General features: G+C 59.2%; 9 protein-coding genes and 1 pseudogene. 6 read left to right on the top strand and 4 right to left on the bottom strand.

Annotated features, from left to right (window positions below; translation table 11 throughout):
• Positions 1-50: 50 nt before the first annotated feature.
• Positions 51-1793: a potassium/proton antiporter gene (locus PMI22_RS09745; RefSeq protein WP_007947125.1), complete on the bottom strand. Its 1743-nt coding sequence runs from the start codon at positions 1791-1793 to the stop codon at positions 51-53.
• A gap of 481 nt (positions 1794-2274) precedes the next feature.
• Between PMI22_RS09745 and PMI22_RS09750 the strand changes: the two genes are divergently transcribed.
• The gene (locus tag PMI22_RS09750) at positions 2275-2505 is read left to right on the top strand and encodes a hypothetical protein (RefSeq protein WP_007947124.1); all 231 of its coding nucleotides are present in this window, start codon (positions 2275-2277) and stop codon (positions 2503-2505) included.
• Positions 2502-2807: a cell division protein ZapA gene (locus PMI22_RS09755; protein WP_007947123.1), complete on the top strand. Its 306-nt coding sequence runs from the start codon at positions 2502-2504 to the stop codon at positions 2805-2807. The genes PMI22_RS09750 and PMI22_RS09755 overlap by 4 nt, the downstream gene beginning before the upstream one ends.
• A gap of 49 nt (positions 2808-2856) precedes the next feature.
• On the opposite strand, the gene PMI22_RS09760 is transcribed toward PMI22_RS09755, so the two are convergent.
• A complete protein-coding gene (locus tag PMI22_RS09760) occupies positions 2857-3201 on the bottom strand; it encodes a hypothetical protein (RefSeq protein ID WP_007947122.1) in 345 nt (114 codons plus the stop codon).
• A gap of 295 nt (positions 3202-3496) precedes the next feature.
• Between PMI22_RS09760 and PMI22_RS32525 the strand changes: the two are divergent.
• Positions 3497-4585, top strand: a pseudogene (locus PMI22_RS32525) (HAMP domain-containing protein); the annotation flags it as partial.
• Positions 4586-4603: 18 nt separating this feature from the next.
• Positions 4604-5449: a methyl-accepting chemotaxis protein gene (locus PMI22_RS32520; RefSeq protein ID WP_443200813.1), complete on the top strand. Its 846-nt coding sequence runs from the start codon at positions 4604-4606 to the stop codon at positions 5447-5449.
• Between the two features lie 125 nt (positions 5450-5574).
• Here the strand turns inward: PMI22_RS32520 and PMI22_RS09770 are convergent, their stop codons facing one another.
• Both PMI22_RS09770 and putA read right to left on the bottom strand, forming a co-directional pair.
• The gene (locus tag PMI22_RS09770) at positions 5575-7377 is read right to left on the bottom strand and encodes an acyl-CoA dehydrogenase (RefSeq protein WP_007947120.1); all 1803 of its coding nucleotides are present in this window, start codon (positions 7375-7377) and stop codon (positions 5575-5577) included.
• Between the two features lie 165 nt (positions 7378-7542).
• Positions 7543-11493, bottom strand: coding sequence for a trifunctional transcriptional regulator/proline dehydrogenase/L-glutamate gamma-semialdehyde dehydrogenase (gene putA / locus PMI22_RS09775; RefSeq protein ID WP_007947119.1), 3951 nt, complete (start codon positions 11491-11493; stop codon positions 7543-7545).
• Positions 11494-11956: 463 nt separating this feature from the next.
• Here putA and putP point away from each other — a divergent pair, with 463 nt between their 5' ends.
• The gene (putP, locus tag PMI22_RS09780) at positions 11957-13441 is read left to right on the top strand and encodes a sodium/proline symporter PutP (RefSeq protein ID WP_007947118.1); all 1485 of its coding nucleotides are present in this window, start codon (positions 11957-11959) and stop codon (positions 13439-13441) included.
• A 365-nt stretch (positions 13442-13806) separates the two neighbouring features.
• Positions 13807-15825 carry a type VI secretion system Vgr family protein gene (locus PMI22_RS09785; RefSeq protein WP_007947116.1) on the top strand — a complete coding sequence of 673 codons (2019 nt, stop codon included), beginning with the start codon at positions 13807-13809 and terminating at the stop codon, positions 15823-15825.
• Positions 15826-15861: the final 36 nt, after the last annotated feature.

Below are 15861 nucleotides of genomic sequence, written 5' to 3'. Positions count from 1 at the left end.
GTGTTGACGTTTAATCACGACCGTGATTAAACGTCAACACGCCCCCCAGTTTAGAGGAACAAGCCCGGACCCGGGCGACTTCCTTCGGGGAATCTGACGCCCACTTTGCCGATCTTGTTCCCCTCCATGACCGCGACGGTCCAAATGGTGTTGTTCCACTCCACCTGGTCACCGACCACGGGCGCACCCCCGACTTTCTGGGCGATGAAATGACCGAGCGACATGTCCGGATCGATGCCTTCGACTTTCAACCCATACAGCGACGCAACCGCGCCCAGCTGGGCGTCTCCTTCGAGCACGAAGTCGCCGAAGAAGCGCAAATCCAGACCCCGTTGCGGTGCCTTGCTGAAGAGTTTTCCGAGGGCCGGCAGGTTGTGTTCATGGCCAATAACACACAGTAAATCATCGACTTCGAGCACCGTACTACCCGACGGATGGAGCAATTGCTGGCCACGAAACAGGGCGGCGATGCGTGTGCCTTCGGGCATTTTCAGTTCGCGAAGGGGGGATCCGATGCACCATTTCTCGGCGCCGAGACGATAAACGAACATCTCCCACTCGCTGGTGACGTGCACTTCCAGGGCGGAACGCGAGATCGGCGCGGGGTCGGGTGGCACCGTCACTTTCAGCAGTTTGGCAACCCACGGCAGACTTGTGCCCTGCACCAGCAGCGACACCAGCACGATAAAGAACGCAAGGTTGAAATAGAGTTGGGCGTTGGGCAGGCCGGCCATCAGCGGGAACACCGCCAAAATGATCGGGACCGCGCCACGCAGGCCGACCCAGGAAATGAACGCCTTTTCGCGGCCATGGAACGCCTTGAACGGCAGCAAACCGATCACCACTGACAGCGGCCGTGCACACAGAATCATCCACAGCGCCAGACCCAGCGCGGGCAGGGCAATCGGCAGCAGGTCATGCGGTGTGACCAGCAGGCCCAGCACCAGGAACATCCCGATCTGCGCCAGCCAGGCCATGCCGTCGAGCATGTGCAACATACTGTGCCGACTGCGCACCGGGCGGTTGCCGATGACCAGGCCGCACAGATACACCGCGAGGAAGCCGCTGCCGTGCAGGGCGTTGGTCAGGGCAAACACCACCAGGCCGCCGGCAATCACCAGAATCGGATAGAGACCGTTGGCCAGATTGATGCGGTTGACCAGTTGCAGCATGACCCAGCCACCGGCAAGACCGACGACCGCGCCGATACCGAACTCACGCACGAAGTGCACGAGCAGGCTCCAGTGCAGGCCCGTCTCGCCGCTGGCGAGCATGTCGATCAGCGTCACGGTGAGAAACACCGCCATCGGGTCGTTGCTGCCGGATTCGATTTCGAGGGTGGCGGTGACCCGTTCGTTCAGGCCTTTGCCACCCAGCAGCGAGAACACCGCTGCGGCGTCGGTCGAGCCGACAATCGCGCCGATCAACAAGCCCTGAATGATGCTCAGGTTGAACAACCACGCGGCCACCATGCCGGTCAGTGCGGTCGTTATTAACACCCCGACCGTGGCCAGCGACAGTGCAGGCCAAAGCGCAACACGGAAACTCGCGACCCTGGTGCGCAAACCACCGTCGAGCAGGATCACTGCCAACGCGAGGTTACCGACCAGATAGGCAGTGGGGTAGTTATCGAAAATAATGCCGGCGCCGTCGACACCGGCGGCCATGCCCACGGCCAGGATAATCACCAGAATCGGGATGCCGAGGCGGGACGAAAGAGAACTCACCAGAATGCTCGCACCTACCAGCAACGCGCCGATCAGAAACAGGCTGTTGATGGTGATTGCATTCAAAGGCATTACTCCAGAAAACAAAAAGGCGGGCACAAACTGACCATGCAGTCTGCGTGCCAGCGATTCTAACCTGTTGAAATGTGATGCTGTCAAAAAGGTTTGTGCAGCGCAGGAGGCGAAGGGTGGTGATCGTTCCCACGCTCCGCGTGGGAATGCCTCAATGGACGCTCTGAGTCCGCTTAGGGACGCGAAGCGTCCCCGGCTGCATTCCCACGCAGAGCGTTGGAACGATCATTGTCAGCGGGCGCATGGCTGACAGTGGCTACCCCCCCCAACCATGTTGTTCATGTCTTGCGCGTTTTTGTCGCACAAAGGCCCCCGGCGACGAAGTGCAGGAACCCCATCCGCCAATCACAGTCTTTACTGCTCGCTGGAAAGGTCACCCGCCAGGAAAATCAAGGCCTTGGACCTGAATAACCCTGGCGTGCGTGGTGACTTTTCTTTATCGTACGCGCCCTTTGAAAATGCTCGGAAAATCAAAATGTTGGAAGCATCCCTAAGCCAATTGGAACAGCTGGTAAATGACCTGGTGCAACAGAACCAGGCACTGCTGGGCAGCAACCAGACCCTGAGTGCAGAACTGGCTCAGGCCAAAGATGAAAACGAAAGCCTGCAATTGAGCCTGATGGAACAGGAAGAGAAACAAGGCGCCACCGCCGCACGCATCCAGGCCCTGGTTGAGCGCGTCAGCGCCGGCCCGGTCAGCGCATGAATCAAGGCGCCGCAGGGGTAAAAGTCGTCTCGATCCTGGGGGAGGACTATTCGATCAAGGCGCCGGCCGGGGAAGAGCAAACCCTGCTGGACGCCGCGATGATGTTGAAGGCTGCTTTGGCCGACACCAAAAGAAAGTACCCGACACTGATCGGTGACCGCCTGTTGGTACTGGCTGCAATGAATCTGTGCTCGCAGCAGATCGAGTTGAAAAAGCAGCACAAGCAGGAACTCGACCGTTACCAAGAGCAAGTCAGCGCCACGGTTGAAGTGATCTCCAAGACGATCAGTCAGCAAGGCTGACACCGCATATTAAAGTGCCCCTTGGCCAGGGGCGCTATCGCCTGATGTATTAACTGCGCCAGGCGACAATTGTGTCCCAGCTTCCATCAGGTTGTTTGTCATAGCGAAATCCTCCTGCCATAGATGTTCGCCCATTTGATATGAGGTAGTCACCCACATCGAGCAGAAGTAGAAACTCCTCAACACCGACCGGTTGTGATGCTCTTTTGACGATGGCTGAACTCAAAACAATTTGGACGAAGTAACGACCGTCGTCTGTTACGACAAATTCTTTTTTAGTCACAGTGGGATTTGTCGAGCCCTCCATTACCGTGCCGCCGACCCTGGCGTATTTGATCAAACTATCTTCGTTCCACGCTCGTTTTGGCAGGGAAATATCGTTGTCTTTGTTCATGACTTCTCTCTCATTGATTACAAGGAAGACGTGCACGTTGTGAGTCCCGGAGACCTAAATTAGTCGCAGATAGCTTTTTTGTAACCTGTCATAGTTGACAGGTGCGCGCTTGTTTTCCCCGCTCGGAGTAAGGCGTTTAACCCACTGAAATATGGCAGCTGTCGCTGCTGCTTGCGCTTTTGCTTAAATAATTGGACGCAATAATTTTCCGCGTTGTGGCAAGGAGTTTTTTAGGCTGTATACAATCGGCACGCCAGTTGCAGTGTTTCAGCCTCTTATTCTTTGGGGGTGTTCCATGCAGTTTTGGCGACGCAGTATTCAATGGCAGTTAATCCTGAGCATGGGCACCGCCCTGCTGGTCAGTATTCTGATCGTGGTGGGCATTTATACCCTCGTGGTTAACCGTCTCGCCCAGAGCTATCTGGTCGAACAAGCCCTGCCGTCGAGCATCGAAGCGATGCGCAACGACATCGAGCGAATCCTCGTTCAACCCCTCACCGCCGCCAAGGACATCGCCAGCAATAGCATGGTGCGCGACTGGTTGGCCGGGGGTGAAGACGATGCCCGGACGGCGACGTTCGTACGGTACCTGGAAGGCATTCGCGCTGAACACAAAGCCTTTACCGCGCTGATTATCGGCACGGCTTCTAATTACTATTTGACCGAAAAAGGCCTGGAACGGACCCTCAGCCGTTCCAACCCCAAAGACGCCTGGTTCTACTCATTCCTCGACAGCAATCAGCCGCGCACCCTCAATATCGACAATGACACCACGACCGGAGAATTGGCGCTGTTCATCGACCTCAAGGTTGAGCACGCGGGTAAAGTCGTGGGCGTTGCCGGCCTCGGGTTGAGCATGAAAGAGCTGTCTGAGGTGATCCACAACTTCAGCTTCGGAGCGCGCGGCAAGGTCTATCTCGTGCGTTCCGACGGTTTGATCCAGGTGCATCCCGAAGCGCAATTCAGTGGCAAACGCACCCTCGCCGAGCAGATTGGCGCGCCGGCAGCGCAGGCCGTCATGGGTCAACTCTCTACCTCCACAGCGTCTGCCACCAACAGCAGCTTCGTGCGCGATGGCGAAGACTTCCTCGCGTTGAGCCTGCCGCTTCGGGACCTGGGCTGGACGCTGGTGGCCGAAGTGCCACAGTCGCAGATCTACGCCGAAGCGCGTCGCGCGATGTGGATGAGCAGCGGCATCGGCCTGGCGGTAGCGCTGGTGTGCCTGTTGCTGGTGGTATTGCTGGCCCGTGGTTTAGTGCGTCCGATCCGTCAGGTAACAGCTGCGTTGGTAGCCATCGGTAGCGGTGGTGGCGATTTGACCCATCGGTTGGATTCCAGTCGCGCCGATGAACTGGGCGATCTGGCGCGCGGCTTCAATCGGTTTCTGGACAGCCAGCGCGAAATGATCGGCGAAGTGCTGACCACCAGCGAACGACTGCGCACCGCTGTTGGCCAAGTGGCAAAGGTGGTGGACAACACCGCGGAACGTTCTGGCCGTCAGCAGGAAATGACTGACATGGTGGCCACCGCTGTTCATGAGATGGGCCTGACCGTGCAGGAAATCGCCCAGAACGCTGGCAACGCGGCGATCGCGTCGCAGAATGCTCGCGATGAGGCGATGCAGGCTCGCGAAGTGGTGGGCGGCTCGATCCGGCATATTGAAAGCATGTCCGACGAAATCGGCATCGCAGCGGGTGCCGTGGGTGAGCTGGCCAATCAGGTGGCGTCGATTGATCAAGTGCTGGCCGTGATTCGCGGGATCTCCGAGCAGACCAATTTGTTGGCCCTCAATGCCGCCATTGAAGCTGCGCGGGCCGGGGACATGGGGCGTGGGTTTGCGGTGGTGGCGGATGAAGTGCGGACATTGGCGCGGCGGACACAGTCGTCGACGGACGAGATTCAGCAGATGATCGGCAGCCTCAAGCAAGGCGCGGAGAACGCGGTGTCGTCGATGCATTCCGGGCAAGCCGCGACCGGCACGGGTGTTGAGTCGAGCCAGCGCACTGGGGTGTCGTTGACGGCGATTACCGGCCAGGTGGAGCGCATCAGCGACATGAACCATCAGGTGGCGGCGGCGACGGAAGAGCAGTCGGCGGTGACGGAAGAGATTAACCGGAACGTGCAGGGGATTTCTGATCTGGCGCGGGCGACGGCGGGGGAAGTCAGGGCTTGCCGTGAGGACTGTCATACGTTGCAGCGGTTGGCGGATGATTTGGCGCGGCAGATGGGCAGTTTCAAACTCACCTAACCGATCGTTCCCACGCTCCGCGTGGGAATGCAGCCCGGGACGCTCCGCGTCCCTTTGCGATCGTGACGCAGAGCGTCACAGGAGGCATTCCCACGCGGAGCGTGGGAACGATCAGTGAAAGGTTGTCAGAACCATTCATCCTGCATCGTCAAACACACATCATCCCGCGCCTCAAGAATCGCCAGTTCATGGTGGCAACCCGGCACTTCCCACGTCAGGAAATACCGCGCCGCCTGCAGCTTGCCTTTATAGAAGCTCACATCCGCCGCATTACCCTTGGCCAATCCTTCCTCGGCGCGAATCGCCTGCTCCAGCCAGCGCCAGCCAATCACCGTGTGCCCGAATACTTTCAGGTACAGCGCCGAGTTCGCCAGGCTGCTGTTGACCTTGCCTTGCCCCAGGTCGATCAGCAGGCCGATGGTCACTTTTTGCAAACGTGCCACCAGTTTTTCCAGCGGTTCACGCAGCGCGGTCAAGGACTCATACGCCTGCGCCCGCGCGCCTGTGTCGGCGATCAGCCGAATCAATTGCTTGAGCCCCGCACCACCATTCTGAGCGAGCTTGCGTCCCAGCAAGTCCAGCGACTGAATGCCGTGCGTACCTTCATGAATCGGATTCAGACGGTTGTCGCGGTAGTACTGCTCCACCGGGTATTCGCGGGTATAACCGTGTCCGCCGAGAATCTGGATCGCCAGTTCGTTGGCCTTCAGGCAAAACTCCGACGGCCAGGATTTGACGATAGGCGTCAGCAAATCCAGCAGTTCATGGGCCTGTTTGCGCTCGGCTTCGGTCTCAAGTGTGGTGGTGTCATCGAACAGTCGAGCCGCATATAACCCGAGGTCGAACGAACCTTCGACGTAGGCTTTCTGGGTCAGCAACATGCGTTTTACGTCAGCGTGCTGAATGATCGCCACTGGCGCGGTGTTCGGGTCTTTGCTGTCCGGCACGCGACCCTGCGGACGTTCCCGGGCGTATTCCAGCGAATACAAATAGCCGGCGTAACCGAGCATCACCGCGCCCATGCCGACGCCAATCCGCGCCTCGTTCATCATCTGGAACATGTAGCTCAAACCGTGATGCGGCTTGCCCACCAGATACCCCACACACTCGCCGTTATCGCCGAAATTCAGCGCAGTGGACGTGGTGCCGCGCCAACCCATCTTGTGGAACAACCCGGCCAGCAACACATCGTTGCGCTTGCCCAGGCTGCCGTCATCGTTGACCAGGTACTTGGGCACGATCAACAGCGAAATACCCTTCACCCCGGCCGGTGCGTCCGGCAGCTTGGCCAACACCATGTGCACGATGTTTTCCGAGAGCGGGTGATCGCCGCCGGAGATGAAGATCTTGTTGCCCTTGAGGCGATAAGTGCCGTCAGACGCAGGTTCGGCGCGGGTACGAATGTCCGACAGCGACGAGCCGGCATGTGGCTCGGTCAGGGCCATGGTGCCGAAGAAGCGGCCGTCGATCATCGGTTGCAGGAAACGCTGTTTCTGCTCCTCGGTACCGAAGCTTTCAATCAGGTTCGCCGCACCCATGGTCAAGAACGGGTAAGAAGTCGACGCCGCGTTAGCCGATTGAAAATGCGCGAAGCAGGCCTGGGACAGCAAGGTAGGAAGCTGCATGCCGCCCGCGTCGAAACTGCGCGCGGCATTGAGGAAACCGGCTTCGAGGAACGCATCCACCGCTGGTTTCACTTCCGGAATCAGAATCGCCTTACCGTCCTCATAGCGCGGCTCGTTCTCGTCACCCTTGCGGTTGTGCGGGGCGAAGAACTTCTCGGCGATGTTGCGGGCGGTGCCGATGGCAGCATCGAAGGTCTCACGATTGTGCTCGGCGAAACGCTCACGCTGGGTCAGGCCCTCGGCATCGAGGACTTCATACAGCTCGAAAGCCAGATTGCGGGAACTGAGCAACGTCTCGGACATGGCGGACTACCTTTTAAAAGTATGCCGCAGTCTAGGAAGACTTATAAAAATGGGGAAGGAAGATAGATGGGGGTGATGGGGCGGCACAAGCTACAAGCTTCAAGCTGCAAGTAAGAGCAGTTTGCTTCTACTTACAGCTTGCAGCTTATAACTTGCCGCTGCTGCTTAGCCTATCGTCATCAGACTGGCATTACCTCCAGCAGCAGCCGTGTTAACGCTCAACGCGCGCTCGATCACCAGACGCTCCAGCGCAATGTTGGTCTCGCCTTGCGACAAACCATGAACACCGACAATGGCGCCCGCACGCTTGGCTACTTGCTGGCAGACCGCACGCAACTGGTCCGAATGGCCATGATGCAGAACCGCATCAAACACCACGTCGTCCTTGTGCCAGTCGGACACCAACTTGATGCGTGCCTGAACTTCCTTCGGCAGACGTGCGAACAACGCCTTGGTCAGGTCAGATTCCGGCCACACTGCCGAACCGCCAACCGCCAACACCGCTGCCAGTTGAGTCAACAGATCGCCTTCTACTTCCGCCAGGCTCAGCACGTGCTCACGCGGCAGGATGGCGTAGCTGTTGCGCTCGCCGGTCGGGCCTGCCAGAACACGGGTGATCCCGCTTTGCGATTGCACCGCGAACTGCACGCACAGGGTGCTCAGGTCGGCAAACTTGTGGCTGTCAGCCCAGGCTTTCAGGGCGGTCAGCGGCTTGCTCATGGCGTCACGCAGACGAACGTCCGGGGCTACGACGGCGTCTCCGCGAGCGAAGGATTGTTCGATGGCATCGGTAGGACGCGTCGACAGCAGGCGGTACAGGTACAGCGGACCACCCGCCTTTGGACCGGTACCCGACAGACCTTCACCACCGAACGGCTGCACACCCACCACAGCGCCAACGATGTTGCGGTTCACGTAGACGTTACCGGCATTGACGTTGTCGATCACCTTGGCGATGGTTTCGTCGATGCGCGTGTGCACGCCCAGCGTCAGGCCATAGCCGGAAGCGTTGATCTGACCGATCAGTTGATCGATGTCTTTGCGCTTGTAACGAACCACGTGCAGCACCGGACCGAAAATCTCCCGTTGCAGTTCGTCGAAGCTTTCCAGTTCGATCAGGGTCGGCATCACGAAGGTGCCACGTTTGACTTCTTCGCTGTTGGCGATGGCCACCTGGTACACGTTGCGACCTTTGTCGCGCATGCCCTGGATGTGCTTCTCGATGCCAGCCTTGGCTTCGGCGTCGATCACCGGGCCGATGTCCACGGACAGACGCTCAGGGTTGCCGAGGCGGCATTCAGCCATGGCACCCTTGAGCATTTCGATGACACGGTCAGCGGAATCTTCCTGCAAGCACAAGACGCGCAGTGCCGAGCAACGTTGACCGGCGCTGTCGAAGGCCGACGACACGACGTCGATCACCACTTGTTCGGTCAATGCCGAAGAGTCGACGATCATCGCGTTCTGGCCACCGGTTTCGGCGATCAGCGGGATCGGGCGGCCCTGGGCATCCAGGCGGCCGGCGATGTTGCGTTGCAGCAGGCGAGCGACTTCGGTGGAACCGGTGAACATCACGCCTTTAACTCGATCGTCACCCACAAGTCCCGCACCGACGGTTTCGCCACGGCCCGGCAGCAGTTGCAGCACGCCTTCCGGAATCCCGGCTTCGAGCAGCAAACGCACGGCTTGAGCTGCGACCAGCGGGGTTTGTTCCGCAGGTTTGGCCAATACCGGGTTACCGGCAGCCAGTGCCGCCGCGACTTGACCACTGAAGATCGCCAGCGGGAAGTTCCACGGGCTGATGCAGACGACCGGACCCAATGGGCGGTGGGCGTCGTTGGTGAAATCGTTGCGTGCCTGCACCGCGTAATAACGCAGGAAGTCCACGGCCTCACGCACTTCGGCGATGGCGTTGGCGAAGGTCTTGCCGGCCTCGCGAGCCAACAGGCCCATCAGCGGCTGGATCTCGCCTTCCATCAAATCGGCGGCGCGTTCCAGAATCGCGGCGCGTTCGGCGGGCGGGGTGGCCTGCCAGATCGGCGCGGCGTTCAAGGCGCACTGGATGGCGTTATCAACGTCATCGACGGTGGCTTCCTGCACATGGCCCACCACGTCACGCAAATCGGACGGGTTCAGCACCGGCGCAGGGGTTTCAGTACTGGAGACGCAACCGAGCATCGGCGCGGCTTTCCAGTGGTTGTGAGCAGTGGCCAGCAAAGCGCAGGACAGCGAAGCCAGACGATGTTCGTTGGCCATGTCGATGCCGCTGGAGTTGGCGCGCTCGGTGCCATACAGGTCACGCGGCAGCGGGATACGCGGGTGCGGCAGACCGAAACCGCCTTCCAGCGTCGCCATTTGCTCGATGCTGGCCACTGGATCGGCCACCAGCTCCTGGATCGAAATGGATTGGTCGGCGATGCGGTTGACGAACGAGGTGTTCGCGCCGTTTTCCAGCAGGCGACGTACCAGGTACGCCAGCAGCGTTTCGTGAGTACCGACTGGTGCGTACACGCGGCACGGACGGTTCAGCTTGCCTTCGGAAACTTTGCCTACAACCTGTTCGTACAGCGGTTCACCCATGCCGTGCAGGCATTGGAACTCGTACTGACCCGGGTAATAGTTCTGACCAGCGATGTGGTAAATGGCCGACAGGGTGTGGGCGTTGTGCGTGGCGAATTGCGGGTAGATGACTTCCGGCACCGACAGCAGTTTGCGAGCGCAAGCGATGTAAGACACGTCGGTGTACACCTTGCGGGTGTAGACCGGATAGCCTTCCAGACCTTCGACCTGGGCGCGCTTGATTTCGCTGTCCCAGTACGCGCCTTTCACCAGGCGGATCATCAGGCGATGACGGCTACGACGAGCCAGATCGATCACGTAATCGATCACGTACGGGCAACGCTTCTGGTATGCCTGGATCACGAAACCGATGCCGTTCCAGCCGGTCAGTTGCGGCTCGAAGCACAGGCGCTCCAGCAGATCCAGCGACAGCTCGAGGCGGTCAGCTTCTTCGGCGTCGATGTTCAAGCCGATGTCGTATTGCTTGGCCAGCAAGGTCAGCGACAACAGGCGCGGGTACAGCTCGTCCATCACACGCTCGTACTGCGCACGGCTGTAACGCGGGTGCAGTGCCGAGAGCTTGATGGAAATGCCCGGGCCTTCATAAATCCCACGGCCGTGGGACGCTTTGCCTATCGAGTGAATGGCTTGTTCGTACGAGGCCAGATATTTCTGGGCATCGTGCTCGGTCAGTGCCGCTTCACCGAGCATGTCGTAGGAATAGCGGAAACCCTTGGCTTCGAACTTGCTCGCATTGGCCAGGGCTTCGGCGATGGTTTCGCCGGTGACGAACTGCTCGCCCATCAGGCGCATGGCCATGTCGACGCCCTTGCGGATCATCGGCTCGCCGCTCTTGCCGATGATGCGGCTCAGGGACGAAGTCAAACCTGCTTCGTTATGCGTGGCGACCAGTTTGCCGGTCAGCAGCAAGCCCCAAGTGGCTGCGTTGACGAACAGCGACGGGCTGTTGCCCAAGTGCGGGTGCCAGTTGCCGGTGCTGATTTTGTCGCGGATCAGCGCGTCGCGGGTGCCTTTGTCCGGGATACGCAGCAGCGCTTCGGCCAGGCACATCAGTGCAACGCCTTCCTGGGACGACAGGGAAAATTCCTGCAGCAGGCCCTGAACAATGCCGGCACGGCCACCGGCGCTTTTCTGATTGCGCAGTTTTTCGGCAATCGAGGCGGCGAGCTTATTGGTGGCTTCGGCCATGGCGACCGGCAGGCGAGCCTGTTCGATCAGCATTGGCACCACTTCCGGCTCAGGGCGACGGTAAGCGGCGGTGATCGAAGCACGCAGCACCGATTGCGGCAGGATGCTTTCGGCGAATTCGAGGAAGCACTGGTGGGCGTGATCCAGAGGCGCATCGACGGTGTCGTCGGAATCCTTGGTCAAACCGCTCAGCTCGGTCAGGGTTGCACCACCCTCGAGTTTTTCCAGGTAATTGAAAATTGCCTGCTTGATCAGCCAGTGCGGCGTGCGATCAATCGAGGTCGCGGCAGCCTTGAGGCGTTCGCGGGTCGGGTCGTCAAGTTTGACCCCAAGGGTGGTAGTAGCCATTTTTTTATCCTCATATTTGCCACGACCGCGTGGCATCAGCTGGCGGCAAGATTAGCCGTGCAATCGTGGAGGTGCAACCGGGTGCAACCCTTTTTTTGTCGGAATTATCAGCGGCTCATCAGGAATTAAATTCCGGTACGAATGTACCGCTTCGGCTTGGTGCTTTTGCTTCTAGCAAATCGCAATGGCTGCCCTAAAAGGAAGCAAAAACATCGGTTTATTGAAAAAATCAGGTTGGGTGCAACTTATTCTCAAGAAATGGGTTGCACCTCATTTGCGTTGTTGAATAGGATTCGCGCCCCAAGGTGCAACCGGATAGAAAATCGGTGCGCCGGCTGATGGCTTTCCTGGGGAAACATCAGTCATTAAATGCGCAGGCTTCGAAATCGTCTGAACAAACATTGTCGTTTGTCGGCGGTTCACACGCTGCCGCTACATAAAAACAAAGCCAGGGCATCACTTAATGAGCGCAAGCAATCCAACCCTGATCACGTTTGTGATCTACATCGCAGCAATGGTGCTGATCGGCTTCATGGCCTATCGCTCCACCAACAACCTTTCTGACTACATTCTAGGCGGTCGCAGCCTGGGCAGCGTCGTGACGGCCTTGTCCGCTGGCGCTTCCGATATGAGCGGCTGGTTGTTGATGGGCCTGCCGGGCGCCATCTACATGTCCGGTCTGTCCGAAAGCTGGATCGCCATTGGCCTGATCATCGGTGCTTACCTGAACTGGCTGTTCGTCGCTGGCCGTCTGCGTGTGCAGACCGAGCACAACGGTGATGCCCTGACCCTGCCGGATTACTTCTCCAGCCGTTTCGAAGACAAAAGCGGCCTGCTGCGGATCATTTCTGCGGTGGTGATTCTGGTGTTCTTCACCATTTACTGCGCATCCGGCATCGTGGCCGGCGCCCGTCTGTTCGAAAGCACCTTCGGCATGTCCTACGAGACAGCGCTGTGGGCCGGCGCTGCGGCGACGATTGCCTACACCTTCGTCGGCGGTTTCCTGGCCGTGAGCTGGACCGATACCGTACAAGCCACGCTGATGATCTTCGCCCTGTTGCTGACGCCGATCATCGTGCTGCTGGCAACCGGTGGCGTCGACACCACCTTCCTGGCCATCGAAGCGCAAAACCCAAGCAACTTCGACATGCTGAAAAACACCACCTTCATCGGCATCATCTCGCTGATGGGCTGGGGCCTGGGTTACTTCGGCCAGCCGCACATCCTCGCGCGTTTCATGGCGGCGGATTCGGTCAAGTCGATCGCCAATGCCCGTCGCATCTCCATGACCTGGATGATCCTGTGCCTGGGCGGCACCGTGGCAGTCGGCTTCTTTGGCATCGCTTACTTCAATGCGCACCCAGACGTGGCAGGTCCTGTGACCGAAAACCACGAACGCGTGTTCATCGAACTGGCGAAAATCCTCTTCAACCCATGGATCGCCGGTATCTTGCTGTCGGCCATTCTGGCTGCCGTGATGAGCACCCTGAGCTGCCAGTTGCTGGTGTGCTCCAGCGCCCTGACCGAAGACTTCTACAAAACCTTCCTGCGTAAATCCGCTTCCCAGGTGGAACTGGTCTGGGTCGGCCGCGCCATGGTGCTGCTGGTTGCCCTGATCGCCATCGCGATGGCCGCTAACCCGGAAAACCGCGTACTGGGTCTGGTCAGCTACGCCTGGGCCGGTTTCGGTGCTGCGTTCGGTCCGGTTGTCCTGATCTCCGTGATCTGGAAAGACATGACCCGCAACGGCGCACTGGCCGGCATCCTGGTCGGCGCGATCACCGTAATCGTCTGGAAACACTTCGAACTGCTGGGCCTGTACGAAATCATCCCTGGCTTCATCTTCGCCAGCCTGGCCATCTACATCGTCAGCAAACTGGGCGCGCCGACTCACGGCATGCTGCAGCGTTTTGCTGCGGCCGAGGCAGATTTCCGCCTGAACAAGTGATGGGAGGAGCTTAGGCTCTGACCATTCGCTGAACATGAAAACGGCCCGCTTCCTTTGGAGACGGGCCGTTTTTTTGTGCCTATGCAAAACTCAAAACACTGTGGATTCCCTGTGGGAGCGAGCCTGCTCGCGATAGCGGTCGATCATTCAACATTAATGTCGACTGACCCGACGCCATCGCGAGCAGGCTCACTCCTACAGGGGCAGGTGGTGGTTTTGAGGGAGATGTCTGTAGCCAAACACACTGATTCTTGAAGGAAAAATCTCTAAAAAAAGCAGGGAAAATCTGATTTTCTTGTCCCTCCCTCAACACCCCTTGTCGCTCATGCAGAATCGCCCGCCTTCATTCTGCAGAGACACATCGGATGTTCGCGCCTGCCAATCAACCGCGTTTCACGTTGACCCTCGACGGCGTCCAGAATGAGCTCAAAGTCCTTGAGTTCACGGGCACGGAAGCCATCAGCCAACCCTACCGTTTTGACCTGGAATTGGTCAGCGATCGGCCAGACATCGAGCTCGAAAGCCTGCTGCACCGTCAGGCGTTTCTGAGTTTCGATGCACAAGGCGCCGGTATTCATGGTCAGATTTTTCGCGTCGGCCAAAGCGACTCCGGGAAACGCCTGACGGGCTATCAGATCAGCCTTGTACCGCGACTGGCTTACCTCGGCCAGCGCATTAATCAGCGGATCTTCCAGCACAAAAGCGTGCCGACGATCATCGCGCAGGTCCTCAAGGACCATGGCATCCAGCGCGATGCGTTCGAGTTTCAACTCGGCAGTGACTACACAGCTCGTGAGTACTGCGTGCAGTACGCCGAAAGCGATCTGGCGTTCATCCAGCGACTGTGTGCCGAAATTGGCATTCACTACCACTTCCAGCACAGTCCCGACGGGCATCTGCTGGTGTTCGGCGATGACCAGACGGTTTTCCCTCGTCTGCCCCAGTCGACCCTGTACTTGCCCGGTAGCGGAATGGCGGCGGATGCGCCGGCCATCAAACGCTTTAATGTGCGCCTGGAAACCCGCACTACCGCTGTCACCCGTCGCGATTACGACTTTAAAAAACCTCGCCTGCAACTCGAAACCTGTCTCGACAGCGAGCAGCGCCCGGTGCTGGAGGACTACCACTTTCCCGGCCAATTCAAGGATCGCGAACACGGCAAGCAACTGACCCACCGCGCACTCGAACGCCACAACGCGGACTTCCGTCAGGCCGAAGGTAAAGGCGACGATTCGGCGCTGGTTTGCGGACATTTCCTGCACCTCGCCGAGCATCCGCGTCAGGCATGGAACGACCTGTGGCTGATCACTGAAATCGAACATCGCGGCCGTCAACCGCAGGTGCTGGAAGAGTCGGCCACCAGCGGTGACCCGGATGATTTTCAGGGCTATCGCAATACCTTTCTGGCAACGCCGTGGGACGTTTCGTTTCGCCCACCGCTGGGGCCGCAAAAGCCGCGCATGCTCGGCTATCAACCCGCCGTGGTCACCGGCCCGGCTGACACTGAAATCCATTGCGACGAATACGGGCGAGTCAAGGTTCAGCTCGCCTGGGACCGCGACGGACAACTCAACGAACACTCCAGTTGCTGGCTGCGCGTGGCCACGGGTTGGGCGCATGACCGATATGGCAGCGTGCTGATCCCGCGGGTCGGCATGGAAGTGCTGGTCGGCTTCATCGATGCCGATGCCGACAAACCGCTGGTGATGGGCTGTCTGCCGAACGCAGCGACCCCCGTTCCGCTAGACCTGCCGGCGGACAAAACCCGCAGCATTTTCCGCAGCCAGAGCAGTCCGGGAGGTGGTGGCTACAACGAACTGCGCATCGAGGATCGCAAAGGCGCCGAGGAAATCTACCTGCGCGCCCAGCGAAACTGGACCCAGCATGTGTTGAATGATCAACAAGTTCAGGTCGATAACCAGCGCAGCATCGTCGTCACCGGCACCGCTCGCCATGAGTTGAAGGCCGACGAGCAGCGCATCACCCACGGCCAGCGCCAGGCCGAAGTGAAGCTCGACGATCACTTGGTGGTGATGGGTGATCGGCACATCCGCGTGACCAGCCAAGCGCTCAACGCCAGTCAGCAGTTCCATGTCAGCGCCGGCCAGCAAGTGGTGATCGACGGCGGCGCGAGCGCGACGATTCAGGCGGGCGGGCAGTGGATCAACATCGGTCCCGGTGGGATTTTCAGCAGCGTGCCGATTCAGGTGGGCGGGGCGTTGATGCCCGCGATGGCTGCTGCAACGGCGTCGCTGGATGCACCGCTGAAACTCGCCGCCGCACCGGCAGCGGTGTTGAGTGCGGCGCAGATCATGAGCCTGAAAAGCGACGCGCCGTTTTGTGAGGAGTGTGAGCGTTGCAAGGACGGTGTCTGTGCAGCCTGATCATTTGACGCCTCGCGAGTGGCTGGACCGGCAGGC

This window comes from Pseudomonas sp. GM21 (assembly GCF_000282215.1).
Classification (GTDB): Bacteria; Pseudomonadota; Gammaproteobacteria; order Pseudomonadales; family Pseudomonadaceae; genus Aquipseudomonas.
This window is presented reverse-complemented; position numbering and strand designations above follow the sequence as displayed.